Source organism: Yoonia sediminilitoris, from assembly GCF_003058085.1.
Classification (GTDB): Bacteria; Pseudomonadota; Alphaproteobacteria; order Rhodobacterales; family Rhodobacteraceae; genus Yoonia; species Yoonia sediminilitoris.
In genome coordinates this window covers 269,762-287,802 of the sequence record NZ_QBUD01000003.1, presented here as the reverse complement: position 1 = coordinate 287,802, position 18,041 = coordinate 269,762, and the positions used below count along the sequence as shown (strand labels likewise).

Annotated in this window: 20 protein-coding genes, 1 tRNA gene and 1 pseudogene; 4 read left to right on the top strand and 18 right to left on the bottom strand. The window is 58.0% G+C overall.

Going from position 1 to position 18,041, the window contains the following annotated elements; all coding sequences use genetic code 11:
• Window positions 1-3: 3 nt before the first annotated feature.
• The gene (locus C8N45_RS09700; RefSeq protein WP_108386032.1) at window positions 4-255 is read right to left on the bottom strand and encodes a hypothetical protein; all 252 of its coding nucleotides are present in this window, start codon (window positions 253-255) and stop codon (window positions 4-6) included.
• A gap of 236 nt (window positions 256-491) precedes the next feature.
• On the opposite strand from C8N45_RS09700, the gene C8N45_RS09695 reads away from it, so the two are divergent.
• Window positions 492-959, top strand: coding sequence for a BLUF domain-containing protein (locus tag C8N45_RS09695; RefSeq protein ID WP_168769441.1), 468 nt, complete (start codon window positions 492-494; stop codon window positions 957-959).
• 42 nt (window positions 960-1,001) lie between these two features.
• On the opposite strand, the pseudogene C8N45_RS09690 reads toward C8N45_RS09695, so the two are convergent.
• Window positions 1,002-1,199: pseudogene (locus C8N45_RS09690) on the bottom strand (Tn3 family transposase); the annotation flags it as partial.
• Between C8N45_RS09690 and C8N45_RS23210 the strand changes: the two are divergent.
• A complete protein-coding gene (locus tag C8N45_RS23210; protein ID WP_168769430.1) occupies window positions 1,144-1,326 on the top strand; it encodes a hypothetical protein in 183 nt (60 codons plus the stop codon). The pseudogene C8N45_RS09690 and the gene C8N45_RS23210 overlap by 56 nt on opposite strands.
• 17 nt (window positions 1,327-1,343) lie before the next feature.
• Here C8N45_RS23210 and C8N45_RS09685 read toward each other — a convergent pair whose 3' ends face one another.
• From C8N45_RS09685 to C8N45_RS09670, 4 genes are all read right to left on the bottom strand, one after another.
• Window positions 1,344-1,847 (bottom strand): TetR/AcrR family transcriptional regulator, encoded by a 504-nt coding sequence (locus tag C8N45_RS09685; RefSeq protein WP_108386030.1) that lies wholly within the window; start codon window positions 1,845-1,847, stop codon window positions 1,344-1,346.
• Complete coding sequence (locus C8N45_RS09680) at window positions 1,828-2,970, bottom strand: flavin monoamine oxidase family protein (protein ID WP_108386029.1); 1,143 nt, start codon at window positions 2,968-2,970, stop codon at window positions 1,828-1,830. Before C8N45_RS09680 ends, C8N45_RS09685 begins: the two co-directional genes overlap by 20 nt.
• A gap of 128 nt (window positions 2,971-3,098) precedes the next feature.
• Window positions 3,099-3,305 carry an SDR family oxidoreductase gene (locus C8N45_RS09675; protein WP_108386028.1) on the bottom strand — a complete coding sequence of 69 codons (207 nt, stop codon included), beginning with the start codon at window positions 3,303-3,305 and terminating at the stop codon, window positions 3,099-3,101.
• Window positions 3,305-3,973, bottom strand: coding sequence for a cupin domain-containing protein (locus C8N45_RS09670; RefSeq protein WP_108386027.1), 669 nt, complete (start codon window positions 3,971-3,973; stop codon window positions 3,305-3,307). The genes C8N45_RS09675 and C8N45_RS09670 overlap by 1 nt, the downstream gene beginning before the upstream one ends.
• Window positions 3,974-4,254: 281 nt before the next feature.
• Here C8N45_RS09670 and C8N45_RS09665 point away from each other — a divergent pair, with 281 nt between their 5' ends.
• Window positions 4,255-4,875: a hypothetical protein gene (locus tag C8N45_RS09665; protein ID WP_133175963.1), complete on the top strand. Its 621-nt coding sequence runs from the start codon at window positions 4,255-4,257 to the stop codon at window positions 4,873-4,875.
• Between the two features lie 563 nt (window positions 4,876-5,438).
• Here C8N45_RS09665 and C8N45_RS09660 read toward each other — a convergent pair.
• The 6 genes from C8N45_RS09660 to C8N45_RS09635 all read right to left on the bottom strand — a co-directional run bounded on the left by C8N45_RS09660 (window position 5,439) and on the right by C8N45_RS09635 (window position 10,667).
• A tRNA-Gln gene (locus C8N45_RS09660) sits at window positions 5,439-5,513 on the bottom strand.
• A gap of 62 nt (window positions 5,514-5,575) precedes the next feature.
• A complete protein-coding gene (locus tag C8N45_RS09655) occupies window positions 5,576-6,862 on the bottom strand; it encodes a mechanosensitive ion channel domain-containing protein (RefSeq protein ID WP_108386025.1) in 1,287 nt (428 codons plus the stop codon).
• A gap of 64 nt (window positions 6,863-6,926) precedes the next feature.
• The gene (gene kdsA / locus C8N45_RS09650; protein WP_108386024.1) at window positions 6,927-7,760 is read right to left on the bottom strand and encodes a 3-deoxy-8-phosphooctulonate synthase; all 834 of its coding nucleotides are present in this window, start codon (window positions 7,758-7,760) and stop codon (window positions 6,927-6,929) included.
• Window positions 7,760-9,307, bottom strand: a complete 1,548-nt coding sequence (locus C8N45_RS09645) for a KpsE/RkpR family capsule polysaccharide export protein (RefSeq protein ID WP_108386023.1) — start codon at window positions 9,305-9,307, stop codon at window positions 7,760-7,762. Before C8N45_RS09645 ends, kdsA begins: the two co-directional genes overlap by 1 nt.
• Window positions 9,285-9,944, bottom strand: coding sequence for an ABC transporter ATP-binding protein (locus tag C8N45_RS09640; RefSeq protein ID WP_108386022.1), 660 nt, complete (start codon window positions 9,942-9,944; stop codon window positions 9,285-9,287). Before C8N45_RS09640 ends, C8N45_RS09645 begins: the two co-directional genes overlap by 23 nt.
• A 129-nt stretch (window positions 9,945-10,073) precedes the next feature.
• On the bottom strand, window positions 10,074-10,667 hold the full coding sequence (locus tag C8N45_RS09635) for a uracil-DNA glycosylase family protein (protein ID WP_108386021.1): 594 nt from the start codon (window positions 10,665-10,667) through the stop codon (window positions 10,074-10,076).
• A gap of 41 nt (window positions 10,668-10,708) precedes the next feature.
• On the opposite strand from C8N45_RS09635, the gene C8N45_RS09630 reads away from it, so the two are divergent.
• Window positions 10,709-11,485, top strand: a complete 777-nt coding sequence (locus C8N45_RS09630) for an SseB family protein (protein WP_108386020.1) — start codon at window positions 10,709-10,711, stop codon at window positions 11,483-11,485.
• Between the two features lie 54 nt (window positions 11,486-11,539).
• Here the strand turns inward: C8N45_RS09630 and C8N45_RS09625 are convergent, their stop codons facing one another.
• From C8N45_RS09625 to C8N45_RS09600, 6 genes are read right to left on the bottom strand one after another with little or no spacing between them, the layout of a single operon-like run.
• The gene (locus C8N45_RS09625) at window positions 11,540-12,472 is read right to left on the bottom strand and encodes a 2-hydroxyacid dehydrogenase (RefSeq protein ID WP_108386019.1); all 933 of its coding nucleotides are present in this window, start codon (window positions 12,470-12,472) and stop codon (window positions 11,540-11,542) included.
• Entirely contained in the window at window positions 12,472-13,611 is a 1,140-nt protein-coding gene (rodA, locus tag C8N45_RS09620) for a rod shape-determining protein RodA (protein WP_108386018.1), read from the bottom strand. Before rodA ends, C8N45_RS09625 begins: the two co-directional genes overlap by 1 nt.
• Window positions 13,608-15,548, bottom strand: coding sequence for a penicillin-binding protein 2 (mrdA, locus tag C8N45_RS09615; protein ID WP_108386017.1), 1,941 nt, complete (start codon window positions 15,546-15,548; stop codon window positions 13,608-13,610). The genes rodA and mrdA overlap by 4 nt, the downstream gene beginning before the upstream one ends.
• Window positions 15,545-16,084, bottom strand: a complete 540-nt coding sequence (locus C8N45_RS09610; RefSeq protein ID WP_108386016.1) for a rod shape-determining protein MreD — start codon at window positions 16,082-16,084, stop codon at window positions 15,545-15,547. Before C8N45_RS09610 ends, mrdA begins: the two co-directional genes overlap by 4 nt.
• Window positions 16,077-16,985: a rod shape-determining protein MreC gene (gene mreC / locus C8N45_RS09605; protein ID WP_108386015.1), complete on the bottom strand. Its 909-nt coding sequence runs from the start codon at window positions 16,983-16,985 to the stop codon at window positions 16,077-16,079. Before mreC ends, C8N45_RS09610 begins: the two co-directional genes overlap by 8 nt.
• Window positions 16,986-16,993: 8 nt before the next feature.
• Window positions 16,994-18,031: a rod shape-determining protein gene (locus tag C8N45_RS09600; RefSeq protein ID WP_108386014.1), complete on the bottom strand. Its 1,038-nt coding sequence runs from the start codon at window positions 18,029-18,031 to the stop codon at window positions 16,994-16,996.
• Between the last annotated feature and the right edge of the window lie 10 nt (window positions 18,032-18,041).

The following is an 18,041-nucleotide window of genomic DNA, read 5'->3' as shown; positions in this document are numbered from 1 at the left end:
GCTTCATCCCTCTGCTTGCGCCGAAACGTTTTGGTCGAGAATGGTTGCGAGGGCGAAACCGAATTGGGGCTCGATGCCACGTGTCTCCAATTCTTTAAGGCCGGCAAGGCTCAGTTGGAGCGCGACCTGCGACGGCGCGGTACCGCTCAAGTCAAACGCAAAACAGCCTGCTTCATGCGCATCGATCGCGGCTAACAGTGCTAGTCTTGTATTTTCTGCGTCTTTCAGTTCGACGCGCTCTTCGACGATAAACATGCGCGAATGCCCCTTGGCAAAATCAATTGCGCACCTCTGTACGTCGGAACCTGTAAAGCACGGGTTAATTTCGCAGAGCCTTGATAGATCGAATTTTGCAGAGCTATTTACGTTACATTAGTTATTTTCCGTCATGCCTTGTCGCCAAGCGGCTGCCAGCTCAGAACGACTAATGCGCGCTGATCTCATCAAGATCTCTATGCCGTTGTTATGATGTAAAAATCGTGAGGATGCTCATGTCGCTGTACCGTATTGTCTATTGCTCTGAATCCACTGGTCTGGATAAACATGATATCGACCAGATCCTTGAGACAAGTGATCGCAACAATTCTGGTGTTTCGGTAACCGGTATGCTGTTGTTCAACGCGGGTTTTTTCTTACAACTGCTCGAGGGGAAACGTGCAGAGATTAGCCGGACTTTCTCCCGGATTGCCGGGGATACGCGACATAAAAACGTGGAGCTGATTTCGGCGGCTCCAACAACGTACCGGCTTTTCGGCAGTTGGAGCATGAATTATGTCAGTATTACAGGAAATGCCGGTAGGCTCTTGAAAAAATATCAGGTCGACGCGAGCTTTAATCCTTATTCTTTGACGGACAAAGGCGCCGAGAGCCTTTGCCGAGAGTTTTCAGAGCTGTGTCTGACCGACCCGGGAGACTTGGGCTCCGGGGTCGTTTCAGGGCAGGGCGAGTTTTACCAGTAAACTGCCTGCAAATACTTTTCCCGTCGCACCATAGCAGTGGGTCAGCAGATTGAGACTTTGGATGCGGACGTGTTGTCCTTGCGTAGTGCGGTCTCGGATTTCACCCTGTCTGTCAATGCGAAGGGCTCATTTCAATGCGTGATGTGCCTCTGCCTTGTTCAAGACTATATTGGCGCGGCGCTGCATGTCTGCGTCCGGTAGCCATTCGCGGATGGACAATGTGCGTTCGAAGAACCCCAACACGACCTTCGAGTCTGTCGCTCCTCTTGCACCCTTCGCCATTCGCGACGGTCAGATCATCACCGGCCAACAGCAGCACAGCACGCGGTTGTTCTCTGATCTGTTGATCGAGGCTCTATCCGCGTAATCCGCCGGGGCCCTCAACTAAATCGCGCCAAGGTCATCAGTAGCTTGCGCAAAAACGCCAGGATCCCCGGCGGATCGAGCGATCAGCATCGCACCTTCCAACTGAGACAGGATGCGCAGGCCCTCGCCCGGGCGCGCTTCGTCCAGCGACGCGATGCCAAACTGCAGAAAGGCACGGGCCTCCCGCGCGACTTCTGCAGGAAGGCTCGCACCGTCTACGGCCAATATCCCGCACAAGCACATCAGCCCGTCCTGCTTGAGTGCCTCATGAAATAGCGCGCGCCAAGCATTGACGCGTCCGGTGCCCTGTTGTTCGGCCGCCTCAAGTACTTGTGCGCATCGCTCGCGGTACCTCTTGGCGACAGCAGCAGCGAGGTCCGGCTTTGTGGGAAAGTGATAGTGGACGCTCGCGGATTTTATGCCCACCTCGTCGGCTATATCCCGAAAGGAAAACCCGCTGTAGCCACGGGCCCGGATGAGCCTCTCGGCCACGTCCAGTATCTTATCGTGTCGGTGGGTCATCGCTTTGGCCTTTGCACTTTTCCTTTAGGTTCCGCCCGTAGGTCCGCCGATCTCTGGCTTTCCGATAGGCATGCTCTTTAGCCTCAAGCCGCTCCAGTGCTGTCTCTGCCGCCTCCAAAGCGCCTTCGATATAGCCACCAAAGCCCTTTGCCACTTCCGTTCCCGCGAGGATCAGCCGCCCCTCCCAAAGGTTTTCCAGCGCCAAGGGCAGGCCGTAAGCCGGGTGTGAGTACTGCGGTTCTGCGTCAGCAAGCGTGGCGGTCAGCGGATCGAAGGCCCAATCTTTGATGAAGAGCGCGCGCGGCGCGGCGGCATCTTTTCCAAAAAGACGCATCAGTTGCGCTTCAATGGCCTCGCGCAAGGCCTGCTCATCTGCACGGGCCTTGGGAGGCACGCCGATAAATCCAAAAAGCGCGTACGGCCCGCCCTCTGCAGGGGAGGCATCGTGTATTTCGATCATTGGTCCGCGACGGCTGATAGCGTCCCCCGACAGCCCCGCTTCGCGCCAAAAGGCTCTCTCATAGACCGCTACCGCTTTGGCTTGCCCGGCCATCCAGGTGGCCACGCTGGTCATCGCCTGCAGGGCAGCGGTGGGCAGGGCCGGGGAGAACACAAGGCCCGCAGCAAGACGCGGTGGCATGGCGAGGACCACGCGATCCGCCTTAACGGCGCTGCCATCGCTCAGCGTTGCGCGGATGCCATTGCCGGTCTGCTCCAGCCCCGTAACCTGCGCATTTACCTGCTTGCGGGCTTGCGGCAAACGGTCCTGTAGCGCGTCTGTCAGCCGGGAAAGCCCGCCCTCTAAGCGCCAAGAGCCCTCCATGGAGGCAAAGCCAAGACCTCGCTGCACGGGGCCCCTCGCATCCTCGTACGTCAGTTCGCCCGTGGCAAATTGGCTAAACCTCTTGAGACCAAGACGCGCGGTTAGCTTTTCTATTCGCGGCTGGCCGGGCCAGAACCAAGCTGGTCCCAAGTCAAAATAGCTGCCGTCGAGCTGCTCCGTCATGATGCGCCCGCCAAACCGGTCGCGGGCCTCCAGCACGTGATAGTCCTGCCCCTGCGCTTCCAAGCGCTCCGCCAGGGCGAGACCCGACAAGCCGCCTCCGATGATGAGCGTCTTCAAGAATCAGAACCCTTCTGTGGCTGGACACAGATCAAGCTCATGTGTCCAAGCGGATTGAGGTTGATGCGCGATGTGCCAATAGGCTTCACCAGTTCGGCGGCATTGTGAATGACCACCTTTGTTGCGCCTTACTCGGCAATGATCTGCGTAATCGTGGCGCGCATGGCTTCTTCATCCGAGAGGTCCAGAACATGGAACGCGCCAAGCGGCGTGTCAGGCGTGCTGCGGCCGAGGCCCACGGGGGCAAATCCCCCCGCAGCAAACCCCGCCAGAAGGGCCTGACCCAGTCCCGGCCCGGCGCCTGCTACAAGTGCTGGGGGTGCTTGGTCAGTCATCAAACAGCCGGTGCCTTTGCATGGGCCAAATGGCCGGTTTTGATCCAGAGTTTTGCGCCATCATCCCCGGCTTTCGCCGACAGCGGGTGACCATGTGGCAGACGCAGCCAGCCGCCGGTGTTGAGGGTGTCACCCCCCTCTGTCACGCTGCCCGCCAAGACGAGAGCTTCAGTGCCTCCTGGCTCCGCGATCTCCAGCGTCGCGCCGGGCGAGATCTCGTGATACGTCACCTTTTCCCAGGCGTCCCGATGCAGTTCCGCTGTTGCAACCCCGTTGATCGGCGGCGCGGTTTCATCGGCCATGGTCTTGTGAAATTGGGTGCGGTCGTCCTTGTCGAACTGCCAAAGCTTGACAAAGATCGTGCATCCCTCAACTGACCAAGGCGCATGCTTGGTCGTGGGCGGGTTGCGCACGTAGGACCCAACGGGAAAATCGTTATGCTCGTCCTGAAACACACCGTCCAAAACGATGAATTCTTCCCCGCCCGTGTGAGTGTGCTCTGAAAAATGGCTGCCGGGCGCGTAGCGCACGATCGTCGTTGCGCGCGCCACTTCGTCCCCGATCCGGTCGAGCATGCGCCGCTCCACGCCAGCCATGGGGGAGGCGATCCAGTCCAGTTTCTCCGAGTGCACCACCACGCGTGCGCCAAAGTCTGCATTCAATTCCATAGCTTTTTCTACCTTTTTCGAACTTGGAGTGATGGAGCGCACCCGCATTGAGGTCGAGTGCTAAACCGTCCTCACTCTGCAAACTATCTATCGATAGGTAAACAAGAGGGCAATCTGGAAAATCTCGGCGTGGCTTAAGCTAAAAATCTATCTCGATCGCCAACGTCTTTGGACCGAATGGTCCTGGCATCATGTAGATATGCCGTTATTCGCGAGACATTTCTTTTAACGTCCCAGATTTGGGAAGAAGGAGATGTTCATGAACAAGGATCAGCGCGAGATTGGGCGTAAATTATGCGGGCCGCATTCGCCATAAGACAAACGTGTATCCCGGCCAGCATCCCGAGCTCATTGAGCCAGAGATTTGGGATGCGCTGCAAGACCAGCTAACAGGACGTTCTGTCTGTGAGCGTTTGGCCAAAGAGAGAGGCAAGGCTAGGGGTGGTCGAAAGCAAGTCTCGCTTTTGATCGGCAAGCTGTTTGACGAAACCGGTGATCGGCTGACCCCGAGCCATGCAAAGTCCTCCAAAGGACACCGTCTCAGATACTATGTCTCAAACCGGCTAATCCGAAGTAAAGGCCCCAAAGACCCACCTGGCTGGCGACTGCCCGGGTCTGAGCTTGAAATACTGGTTGCCACACTGCTCCGCAAGCATCTGAGCGCCCCAGCCGTGACGGCAAATATCGTGAGCAACTCGACGACAAAAGAGACTGCGGCGGTTGTAGAAATGCTGGTAGAAATCACTGGTAGCGGATCCGTTGAGCAAACCGAAAAAAGCAGCCACCTCCTGCTGCTTTGTCATCGCATTCAGATCCAACCAGGACAGATCAAAATTTCGATGTGCGCGAACAGTCTGGCCGAACTTTTGGATGTTGCCCCTGAACGTGTGTCAGACGAGTGACTCGAGATTGACGCCGCGTTCCAACACCGCAAGCGGGGTGTCGAAACGAAACTTATCCTGGCCGACACAGCCAACCCGCGCGATGAAACCCGGTTCAAAAACATCGCAAAAGCACATCACTACTTTGACCTGATCCGTGCAGGGAAAACCTATGCTGAGATTGCTGCATCTGAAGGCGTATCAGAACACCGGATTTATAAGTTGGTCGATCTGGCCTTCCTGGCACCGGACCTTCTGCGTGATGTGTTTGCCGGTTCTCAACCAACTGGCCTGACGACCGAATGGTTGCTGCGACACACTATCCCGCGCTTTGGGATGAGCAGAGAGAAACGTTCCGCACGCTGTAAGAAAGTACGGGGCCTGATTGGACCAGCGCCGCACGATCCCAGCAGCATCTAACACACCCAACCGTCGACCGTGCAAATGCCGTTTCCAGACTTTTGGCAGAATCCTACTGATTTGCGGCAAGTTCCGAGTCTGGGGATGCCGGACAACCTGAAAGGCCAAGGAATAAACGGGCAAAAATGCGAAAACTCGTACTGTTAGAAAAATGTTATGAGTGCTGGCTGGGATGGTAGGATTCGAACCTACGGTACACTGTACCAAAAACAGTTGCCTTACCACTTGGCTACATCCCATCAGCGAGTGGCTGCATACTGTGAAGGTGCGTCCGGTTCAAGCCCCGTTTATCGAAAAAGCATCATTCATTTGCAGCGCTGTCGCTTAACAAGTCTTCGTTGGCTGTGACATCGCGTTCTGCATCGACGATACGCTGTAATGCCGCATCGTCCGAGGCCTCTACGGCTTCGACCTGCGTGCTTTCGTGCGCATCTGGCGGGCCCACATCAACATGCCGCGTCAGGGTGATCGCCTGCGTCGCGTCAGGCATGACGACGCCTGCGGAGCGGACCGCCAGCTTGACCTGACGCAGTGCTTCACCCTTTGCGCGCACGATAGAGGTTGCGTTCTGATCGACCCACCCCGTCACAACCAATTCGACGCCTGCCGGGTGCAATGCCTCGATCCAGGTTTGCGCTGCGGGTTCGGCAAGGACGAACGGCAACCCCTGCACCGTCTCTTCGACCAACTGGCGGGTAGCCTGCAAGTCCGATTCGCGATCAACCATGATCGTGAAGAGAAAGCGACGCTCTGCATGTTGACTGTAATTGATGATCCGGCTTTTGAAGACTGTCGCATTGGGTATGCGGATATGGTTGCCGTCAAATGACAAGAGAATCGTCGCCCGGCTGGTCAGGCGAATGACTTTCCCCCGGTCGCCGTTGATCTCGACCGTATCATTGGGCCGGAAGGGTTGCCTGAATGACAGCATCACAGATGCGATGAAATTCTCTACCGTGTCGCGCACGGCAAAACCAATCGCAAGCCCAATGATCCCCGCAGCCCCCAGGATCGTGCTGAGCAGCGCCGTTGCATTCAGGATATCCAGCGCCACGACTATGCCAAGAACGACAAACACCAGCCGGAAAAGTTGCCGGTAAATGTCTGCCATAAAGCTGTTTGGCGCCAAGCGTTCCCAAGGGCGTTGCCAGCGGGCAATGCTCATGCCGAAAAAGACAATAACGGCAAAGGCCAGCCCGGCAATGAGCGCCAGCGGCAGGAAAATGACGAACTGGTCCCATCTGGACTGGAACCGCGTCAGCGCGGGGTTCAGCCGATCGCCGATATCTGTCGTTTCGGTCACGTTGTTCCTGACGGTCACAACGCCTTCAACCCGTGCGGCCAAAGGCTCCAGTGCCAATGCCTCGATGGTTGATGTGGTGGTGCCCCGCAGGGTCACGACACCTTCGTTCACGATCACCGATACATCGTCATAGTTGCCCAGTTCACTCAGGATTTCGCGGATGCGATTGGCTATATCCGCATCCTGCTGGGCAGAGTTTTCGATGGTGATTATGCCAGTCGCCTCTTGGGCGCAGACCGGATTGGACAGGCCGAGGATGACAGCCAAAGCAAGAAGGAAGCGCATTCAGTTAACCCGACGTTTGTTGCGCCGATCCTAGGCCAAATGCGCTCCGCTGCCACCCCTTTTGTCAGACGTGCAAAGGGTCGGCTTTCGCAAGCTGATCAAACCCCATCAGGCTTTTGACCAACGCATCCATCTGGCCAAGCGGTATCATGTTCGGCCCGTCTGATGGCGCAGTGTCAGGGTCTTCGTGCGTTTCGATGAAAACGGCTGCGACCCCGAGCGATACGGCGGCCCGCGCCATGACGGGTGCAAATTCACGCTGACCGCCAGAGGAGCCCCCCTGACCACCCGGCTGTTGCACGGAATGGGTCGCATCCATAACCACCGGGTAGCCGGTGCGCGCCATTGTTGGGAGCGACCGCATATCGGCAACCAGCGTATTATAACCGAAAGACGCGCCGCGTTCGGTCAGCATGATATTTCTGTTACCGGTGCTTTCGATCTTGGAAACCACATTTGGCATGTCCCAGGGGGCCAGAAACTGACCCTTTTTGACGTTGATCACCGCGCCGGTTTCACCTGCGGCCAGCAACAGGTCAGTCTGACGACACAAATACGCGGGGATTTGCAGCACATCGCAGACGTCGGCCACCGTCTGACATTGTTCGGCGGTGTGTACATCGGTCAGGGTCGGGCAGCCGATCTGATCTTTGACCGCCTGCATGATCTGTAGCCCCGCATCAATCCCGGTGCCGCGCTTGCCCGTGACAGAGGTACGGTTCGCCTTGTCAAAGCTGCCTTTGAACACATATTGCGCGCCGTGTTTTGCACAAACCTCGGCCATGTGGGACGCGATCATCAGTGCGTGGTCGGTGGATTGCAGCGCGCAGGGCCCCGCGATCAACAGCAAAGGGCGCGTGTTGCTGACTGTGAGCCCGCCGATCGTCACATCATGCATCACGAACTGACCTGTTCGCGCAGCACGGACGCAGTGAGTGAGAACATCAGATAAATCCCCGAGAAAATGAAAAAGGCCAGCAGCGTGTTTTCGAATTTGCGTGGATAGGTCGCCTCATCCGGTGCAATCGGTCGCACACTTTGGGACAGGTATCGCACTTGGCGGTTCGCCTCAATACGTGCGGTTTCCATCTGGGTCAGGGCCTGCTGCACAAGGGCCACGCGGAAGCTGTAGTTTTCTTCGGCCGTGCGCAATTCGGTGTTGCGGGCCGCAAGCGAGATGTTCGCGTTGGTGCCAACCGTCAGACCGGCGCGCAATTCTTCGATGGCGCTGTCGATATTGGCGATCTGTGCGCGCAGGCTTTCGACTTGCAGCGCGCTGGGCCGGGCTACGTTCAGCCGTGACTGCAGGATCAGGTCCAACCGCTGGCGTTCGCTTTCCAGCGACGCAATCTGCGACATTCGGGCAGAGGTTTCACCGGCGACGTCGATCTGCTGAAAATCTTCCTGAATGCGCAAAAGCTGTGCCAAAGCATCGGCACGCTGGCGTTCCGCGACCTCGTAACTTTCGCGCGCCCCGGCCATCTGGTCATCGCGCAGACGGCTTGTCAATTGATCCACCTGTTCTTCTGCATAGCTGATCAGTGCTTCGGAGAATTCAGTGCTTTTCGCAGGATCGGCAGAGATCACCTCCATCCGGATGATCCCTTCGGTTGGATCATAGCTGATCTGGACGTGGTTCATGTAAAGCTTATAGGCCTCTTCATTGGTCGCCCCCTCGGGCAGGCGCTGGATTTCGTCGATCGCAGGATCGCTGAAATGTTCTTTAAATCCATGGTCGGCGTCCAGCCGCAACATCGCCTCGCGTGAGGCCAGATAAGACTGCACAGCGATGCTGTCTTGCTGCGTTGCCATGGAGGTGCCCTGAAACAGCCCCGCCAGCCCACCGGCGCTTGGGCCTTGGGCCTGCGCTTGCTGAATGACAATTTCGGATTTTGTCGCGTACATTGGTGTTGCGATGTTGAAATAATACCACCCGACAATGGCGGTGGGCAGAAAGACAAAGAAGCACAGCCGCGTGAATAGCAGCGCAAGCTTGCGGCGGCGGCGGCGGGCGATGTCACGCTGGATGGACGCAACTTCATTCATGTGCCGATTGTTTGGCGCAGCGGGCGCACTGGGTTTGGGCGCAGGCTTTGGCTGCGCTTTGGGTGCGGCGGTCGGCTCGCCTTTGACGAGTTCCAGCACTGAATTGCGTTGAAACGGATCAATGCCGGCCTGACGCAACTGGAACACCGCGTCATAATCCGATGTGACAGAGATGCCGTTCTTTTGCGCCACCCGGCGCGCCATGCGCAACTGGCGCCCTGTCAGCCCCTCACGTCCAATGGCGGCAATGGCATCGTCGGTCGGCTCAACAGGTGTAACAGGTTCCGGGGCGGCAGGCGGCGCCACTTTGCCAGCGGCAATGGCTTCCTGTTCCTGCGGCTTGATCAGGGTGCTGCGCCGCCGGATGCGGAACTTTTTAACCTTGGGTTTCGTAGTCATAAAGCACCTTCGCCTCTTCCAAGGTATCAAACATGTTCAGTTGGCCATTGCGCAAGACAGCAGCCGAACGGGCAAATCGTTCAAGCGTGGCGGGCTGGTGCGACACGATGATGATCGTCGTCTTTTCCAGCCGGTCACGCAAAATCTGGCCTGCCTTGCGGTTAAATTCGGCATCTGTGGCACCGGGCATGCCTTCGTCAATCAGGTAGATGTCAAAATCCAGCGCCAGCATCAAGGCAAACGAAAACCGCTGCGCCATGCCGCTGGAATAGACGCCAACAGGCTGGTCGAAATATTCTTCAAGCCCGCAAAGCCAGCGGCAAAACGCTTCGACATAGTCAGGGTCAAGACCGTAAAGCCTGGCGATATAGCGACTGTTTTCCATGGCGCTCAGCCGGGAAACCACCCCCCCCATGAACCCCAGCGGGAAAGAGATTTTGCTGGTGCGGGTGATCGTCCCCTCGTCAGGTTTTTCCAATCCCGCCATCATCTTGATCAGGGTCGTCTTGCCGGTACCATTGGGGGCCAGAATGCCCAGCGAATTGCCCAGCTCAACCCGAAAGGAAACGCGGTCAAGGATCACCTTGCGCTGCGTACCGGTCCAGAACGATTTGCTGACATTTGCAAACTCTAGCATCGTCTTCCCGAAGTATGGGCCCCTTGGTCATGGCGACAATAGGTTAATTCGCCGTCTCAATGTTCTCAATATACGGTTAATCGTGCAAAAATAGGGCAATTTTACAGCATCAAACAGGACAACGCGGTTTCAAGCGGAATTCAACACTGCGCCCACCGTGCGTTTGAGGTCCGGCAGAAGGTCACTTTCGAACCAGGGGTGTTTGCGCAGCCAGCCGTTGTTGCGCCACGACGGGTGCGGCAACACATAGGTGCCGGGCGCATGGGTACGCCACTGGGCCACAATTTCCGACATCGGCCCCTTTAGCCCCAAATGCCTGCGGATGGCGTAACTGCCAACGATCACCCGTACCTGTGGTGTCCCGATATGCTGCAATGCCTCTGCGTGCCATCGATCCCAGCAGCGGGGCGGCGGGGGCAGGTCGGCCCCCTTGGCGTCGTACCCCGGAAAGCAAAAGGCGGTCGGTAGCACAGAGACGAGGTCCCGGTCGTAAAACTGTGCGTGGCTGATGCCCATCCAGTCACGCAGTCGATCGCCCGAGCGGTCCCAGAAGGGTTTGCCTTCCTTATGTACCCGCATTCCGGGCGCTTGCCCCGCGACCATGATCGGTGTGCCTGCGCGAAACCAAGGCACTGGACGTGGTCGGTGCTGCGTGGCCGTCAGCGCGAAGTTTTCGGCGCACAGGTCGCATTTGCCGATTTTGCGGATCAGTTCATCTGTCATTGGGCTTGCTTACCATGGCCCGCCGCCCTAGGTCAGCCCGCATGACAGATCTTGATATTGCACATGCCGCGATGGACGCAGCGCCAGACGATGATGCCGCCCGGTTGCGGTTTTATGAACGGCTGGCGGATACGGAACTTTTCATGTTGCTTGGGGCGGAGGCCGCAGGCGATCAGGTCACGCCAGAGTTGTTCGAGATCGAGGACCAGCGCTTTACGCTTGTTTTCGACCGCGAAGAGCGGCTGGCGCAGTTTGTGGGCCGCGAGGCCCCCTATGCCGGGTTGGCAGGTCGCGATCTGGTGCAAATGCTGCAAGGGCAGGGCATTGGCCTTGCGCTGAACCTTGAGGTCGCCCCGTCGGCCATGCTGATCCCGGCAGAGGCTGTGGACTGGTTGGTGCAAACCCTGTCGCATGGCCCGCAAGAGGCAGAGGCACGATTGTCGGAACTTTCCGCGCCCGCTGGCCTGCCGGAATCTGTCGTGACCGGGCTGGATCGCAAGCTGGCCATTGCCGCAGGTCGCGCGCGCTTTGCCTATCTGGCCGCGGCAACTTACGAGGGCGGCATGCAAGGGCATGTGTTGGCCTTTGTGGACGCGGTGCCCGGTGCTGAGCAGGCGCTGGCATCAGCGGCAAGCGAGGCCCTGACATTTTCGGGGATCGAGGCAGGCATGATCGACGTGATGTTTGTGCGGGCCTCTGACCCTTTGGCGGGTCATCTGGCGAAAGTCGGCCTGCGGTTTGATTTGCCCGAGTTAGAGGTATCAACCGCGCCCGGCGCACCGGGCATGGACCCGGAAAACCCTCCCAAACTGCGGTAATTAGGGAATAGGGCCTTTTGCAGGGGGGATGGGTCAAGACCCATCTTACGCAGATTAGTATCCAACCGTCCGGTCGACCAGATGCAGGAACGGTTCACCCGCTTCGCCACGCTTGATGTTGTCTGCGATGATTCCGCTTGATGTCTCTGGTCTTGTTGTCGCGGCGATATGGGGCGTCACTGTGACCTGCGGCTGTGCCCAAAAAGGATGATCTGCGGGCAACGGTTCGGCCCGGAACACATCCAATGTCGCATGTCCGATCTGGCCACTGTCCAGAGCCGCCAGCAAAGCGTTATCATCAATCAAGGGGCCTCGACCGGGGTTGATCACGCAAGCGCCTGAGGCAAGCAAGGCCAGTCTTTCGGCGTTCAGGATGTTTTCTGTCCGCGGGGTGTGGGGCAAAAGCAGGATCACGATTTCAGCACCGGTGAGCGCTTTTTGCAGCCCCGCATCGCCCTGCAGACAACGGATGTTGGGGATGTCCATTGCAGATCGGCTCCACCCTGTGACGGGGAATCCAAGCTGGTGCAGGGCCTGCCCACAAGCCGCCCCAAGCTGCCCGATGCCCAGAATGGTAACCGGCCTGTCAGGTGCCACGGGCGGGAAAAATTCACTGCGCCAGACACCATCCTGCCCCAGAATATGCCTGTCCATGCCCAGATGATGGCGCAGCGTGTGCCCTACCACCCATTCGACCATGCCCCGTGACAGGCTGTCATCGACCATACGGCATAAAGGCTGGGTCAGGGTCTGGTTGCCGACGATACTGTCAACGCCTGCCCAGAGGTTCATCACGGCCTTGCAACGTGTGAACGGGGTAAAATCGCTGACCGTGCCTGCGGGGGAATAAATGATATAGTCCACCTCAGAAGGCGCGTGATCAACCGAAAGGTCCACCTGCAGGCCCGATTTTGCAAAAGCGTCATTCAGAGGCGCTTCATATTCCGCCCACATGTCGGGCTTGGCCCCGAAAAGTACGTTAATCATTATCTTGGCCTGTGCACATGCGCGCTTTGTACCAACCCGAAGCCGACAAGCAAGACCAACATGGCCGACCCGCCATAGCTGACCAGCGGCAAGGGCACACCGACAACAGGCGCAAGCCCTGTGACCATTGCCATATTGACTGCAAAGAACAAAAAGAATGTCATCGCAATCCCCAGCGTTAGCAGTGACGCAAACCGGTCACGGTTATTGAGCGCGGAAATCACGCAAAACGCCACAATCAGCAGATAGAGGAACAGCAAAGTGAAGGCGCCGACAAAGCCGAATTCTTCGGCCAGAGTCGTAAAGATAAAGTCGGTGTGTTTTTCGGGTAGGAAGTTCAGACGGCTTTGGGTGCCTTGCATGAAACCACGGCCGGTCCAGCCACCGGAACCCAGTGCAATCTTGGCCTGCGTGATGTGATAGCCCGCGCCAAGCGGGTCGTTTGATGGGTCCAGAAACGTATCAATCCGCCGGTATTGATAGTCCTTGAGCAGTTGCCAGGGCGTTCCCCTGCTTTCGAAAACGGCAACAACCGCGCCGACACCGGCGCCAATCACCGTGGCGAAATAGGCCCAGTGTACCCCTGCCAAAAACATGATGGTGGCCCCGCCCATGAGCAAGAGCAGCGCAGTACCAAGGTCAGGTTGGCTGAGCACCAGAAACACGGGTACCAGTATGAACAGTACAGGCAGTAGGACCCAGAAAGGATGCGACTTCTTGTTGTTTGGCAACCAATCATAGTAGGCCGCAAGAAACATCACGAGCGTGATCTTCGTCAACTCCGACGGTTGCAGCCTGATGAACCCAAGATTGATCCAGCGCTGTGCGCCCATGTTGACTTCGCCAAAGAATTCAACGCCCAGCAGCAATATGATCGAGCCGCCAAACCCGAGAAAAGCCATATTGCGCCAGAACCAGATTGGCACCATCGCGATGATGACCATCAGCACCATGCCGACGGCGAAACGCTTCATCTGCGGTTCCATCCACGGGTTGGTTGCACCACCAGCCACAGAATAAAGCATCAGAAACCCAAACGACGCAACGGCGATCAGCAGCATCACCACCGGCCAGTTGAGATAGAGAAGTTTGCGAAAGCCAGTGGGGACAAACTTGGTGTTATACTCAAGATAGCTCATACTTGACTGCGACTACGGGCACCGGGGGGTATCCGGGCCTCGATCCGTTTTTGCTGCTCTGCTATGCGGTCACGGTCAGCAGACGGGTAAGCCTCGAGAGGGGGCGGGCCGCCATAGAGCGCCTGCAACATGATATCGCGGGCGATTGGCGCCGCCGCGGACGACCCGCCGCCGCCATGCTCCACAACAACCGACAAAGCATAACGAGGATTGTCGTAGGGGGCGAAACTGACAAAAAGCGCGTGATCGCGGCGCTCCCATGGCAGATCTTCGTTCTTGGTCACACCTGCGGCACGCTCTTCGGGGGTGATCCGGCGCACCTGACTGGTACCGGTCTTGCCTGCCATCTCTTGGCCCTCGGCCAGAATCCGCGACCGATACGCAGTCCCGCGTCGATGGTTACAAACGTCATTCATTGAAGCACGCACACGGCGAAGGGTGTTTTCATTGATCCCAAGACTGTCGCCCATCCCGCTGGGCTGCTCTACGCCGTTAATCAGACGGATCAGGCGGGGCGTCACTTCGCGCCCGGTGGCAATGCGCGCCGACAGCACCGCAAGCTGAAGCGGCGATGCAAGCACATAGCCTTGCCCGATCGAGGCATTCACGGTGTCACCGATCCGCCATTCTTCGCCACGGACAGTGGATTTCCACGCTTTGTCTGGCGCCAACCCTTGGGCGACCGCCGACAGTGGCAGATCATGCTTTATCCCGAGTCCCAGTTTGCGGGCCATTTCCGCCATCTTGTCGATGCCTACGCGCTGGGCGATCTCGTAATAATAGCAATCGCACGATTGCTTGAGGCTTTCGTGCAGGTTGATATTCCCGTGCCCGCCCCGTTTCCAGCAGTGAAAACGAATACCGTAAACGTCTGTGTATCCCGGACAATAGACAGTCTCATCCGGGGCCACGACGCCCGCCTCGAACGCGGCAAGCGCTGTCACCATCTTGAAGGTCGAACCCGGCGGATAGGCACCCTGTACGGCCTTCGCTGCCAATGGCCGGTATTTATTATCGTTCAGGTCTGTCCAGTCCTTGACCGAAATACCACGGACGAATTTGTTGGGGTCAAAGGCCGGAGCCGATGCAACAGCGCGCAAATCGCCATTTTCAAGATCAATGACAACAGCGCCCGCGCTCTGGCCTTCAAGCCGGGCCTGCACATAGGTTTGCAGGCGGCTATCCAATGTCAGCTGGATGTCCTTGCCAGCCTCGCCTTCTTTGCGATCAAGTTCGCGCATGATGCGTCCGGCGGCGTTGACCTCGATCCGGCGGGTGCCGGCGCTGCCACGTAGCGTGCGTTCCAGTTTGTTTTCGGCACCGGATTTGCCAATCTGGAACTTCGGGATTTGAAGCAGTGGATCAGAATCGTCGATCCGGCTCAGGTCATAGTCGCTTACCGGTCCGACATAGCCGACAACATGCGCCAGATCAGCACCAGCGGGATAAACCCGGCTTAGCCCGACCTCGGCGGTAATGCCGGGCAACGTCGGCGTGTTAAGGTTGATTTGCGCCACATCTTCCCATGAAAGCCGGTCGGCAATTGTCACGGGCACAAATGGCGAGCGACGCTGCATTTCATCCATGGCCCGCGTCAGATCGTCGGGGTCGATGTCAACCAGTCGGGTCAGGCGGGCCAGGACTTCACCGATGTCGCCTGCATCTTCGCGGACCATCACAACACGGTAATTCTGTTCGTTGTCCGCAATCGGGATGCCATTGCGATCAAAGATCAGCCCGCGCGCAGGTGGCAACAGGCGAATGTTGATCCGGTTTTCCTCGGCCAGCAGGCGGAATTGATCGGCTTGTTCGACCTGCATTGACTGCAAGCGCCAGCCCAGCACACCAACGACACCCAGCTGCACGCCACCCATCACCAGGGCCCGGCGACTGATCGTCCGCGCGCTGTCCATCACATCCTTGGGAGAGCGTTTCATAGTTTGTGACCTCTGCCATCGACCTGCCCCGGTGCCGGGCGGCTCACGCGGAATATGGCATAGGCCACAAAGACCACCAACGGGTAAGACAGGATTGTCGCAATCATTTGAATAAGGGTCAGGCCCAAAGGCGGTTGCGGCGTCATCACTACAGCCAGAACCAACCGGTTGGCCAATGTGATCGCGACAATGCCAAAGGCAATCGTACCCCACTCCAGCAGCAGCGGCATATTACGAATGCCCCGCGCGCGCTTTCGGATTGCTTCGGTCAGCACCACGACAAGGGCCGCCCACAAACCGGGCGGGCGCTGAAACAACAGGTCCGTCAGAAGGAAAACAGCAGCAATGACAATGACGGGCAGATAATCCGGACGGCGGGCGACCCATGCCAGTGTCGCTGCCAGTAAAATATCGGGGGCAGCCCATATCATCGGGCGCATATCCAGCGGCACAAGCTGCACGACGATAAGAACAAAGGCCAGTCCCACAAAGACCAGCCGGTTGAACCAGACGCGTGTTGAAGGCGCCTCAGCCATCGACGGCACCGATTGTCGTGGGTGCCGCAGGTCCAAAAAACTCGGCCTCGGGCGCCAGAAGGTCGCCGGGATCGTTAATGACTTCGTGCGGTTGGGCGCGCAACACACGCAAGAATTCCAGACGCTGATAATCCGCCGCAAGCCGGACCCGCAGCCGTCCGTTGCCGTCCAATGCGGCCTGCCCCACCAAAAGATCGGCCGGAAAGACCCCGCCATCACCAGATGATACCACGCGATCACCAGGGCGGATCATGGCCGGGTCTTCCAGAAATTCCAGCGGCGGGTTCAGAGTGTTGTCACCGGCCAAAATCGCCTTTTGCCCCGAAGGCTGGATCGTCACCGGAATCCGGCTGGATGTGTCCGACAGCAGCATGACACGGCTGGTTTCCTGCCCAACACCGGCGATACGTCCCACAAGCCCGATACCGTCCATCGTAGGCCAACCGTCAATAATCCCGTCACGGGCACCGACATTGACAAGAACAGATTGGCGGAACGGCGACCCGCTGTCGGCAATCACCACGCCCGTTACATAGGTCAATTCAGGGTCAAGCTGCACATTGTTGAGCCCGAGAAGCTTGGCGTTCTCCTGCTCCAGCTGCAGAGCGGCCTCTTTCCAGGCCTTCATCTGCTGCAACTCGCGCCGCAAGTCCTGATTTTGGGCTGACAGTTGCTGGTAGCTTTGAAAATCCGTGACCAGATCAGCCATGCCCGTAATAGGCGCCATCGCCCAGTCAAATGACGGGACGACCTTGTCGATGGCCGCGGCGCGAAACCGCTCTACACGTGGGCTGTCGATGCGCCAGACAAGGAACAAAAGCATCAACGCGATCACAATGAGCCCGACCAGCAAACGGCGGATCGGGCCAATGAAATCGTCGCTATTCTTGTCTTTGGCCAAGACGCTTCCTAGCTGTCGTAATCAATCACGTGTCGCAGTTGCTTTTCATATTCTAGCGCACGGCCTGTTCCCAAAGCCACACAATTCAGGGATTCATCGGCAACCGAGATGGCCAACCCTGTCTGTTCACGCAGGGCCAGATCAAGCTGGCCCAGCAGCGCGCCGCCTCCGGTCAGCATGACGCCACGGTCAACGATGTCAGCGGCAAGGTCCGGCGGGGTGGCTTCCAGCGCGGTCATGACCGCCTCGCAAATCGACTGCACGGGTTCTGCCAGCGCTTCGGCCACCTGGGCCTGGCTGATCTCTGTTTCCTTGGGCACGCCGTTCAGCAGATCACGGCCACGGATATGCATGGACTGGCCACGCCCGTCGTCAGGCATCCGGGCGGTGCCGATAGATGTCTTGATCCGCTCGGCGGTGCTTTCGCCTATCAGCAGGTTATGCTGACGGCGCAAATAGTTGATGATCGCCTCGTCCATACGGTCGCCGCCAACGCGCACAGACCGGGCATAGACAATATCGCCAAGTGACAATACGGCCACTTCGGTCGTACCACCGCCGATGTCGACAACCATGCTACCTGTTGGGTCGGTAATCGGCATGCCTGCGCCAATCGCAGCTGCAATCGGCTCTGCAATCAATCCGGCGCGGCGCGCGCCTGCCGACAATACCGACTGGCGGATGGCGCGCTTTTCCACCGGAGTCGCACCATGCGGCACACAGACAATAATCTTGGGTTTTGAAAAGGTGGTCCTGCGATGCACCTTGCGAATGAAATGCTTGATCATCTCTTCGGCGGTATCAAAGTCCGCGATGACACCGTCACGCATCGGGCGGATCGCCTCGATACTGCCCGGGGTGCGCCCCAGCATCAGCTTGGCATCTTCGCCGACCGCCAGAACCTTCTTCACACCATCCTTGACGTGGTACGCGACCACCGAGGGTTCAGATAGGATGATCCCTTTGCCACGGACATAGACAAGCGTGTTTGCCGTGCCCAAATCAATCGCCATATCAGACGAAAATAACCCACCGAAGCCTGCCATAATCCGGCCT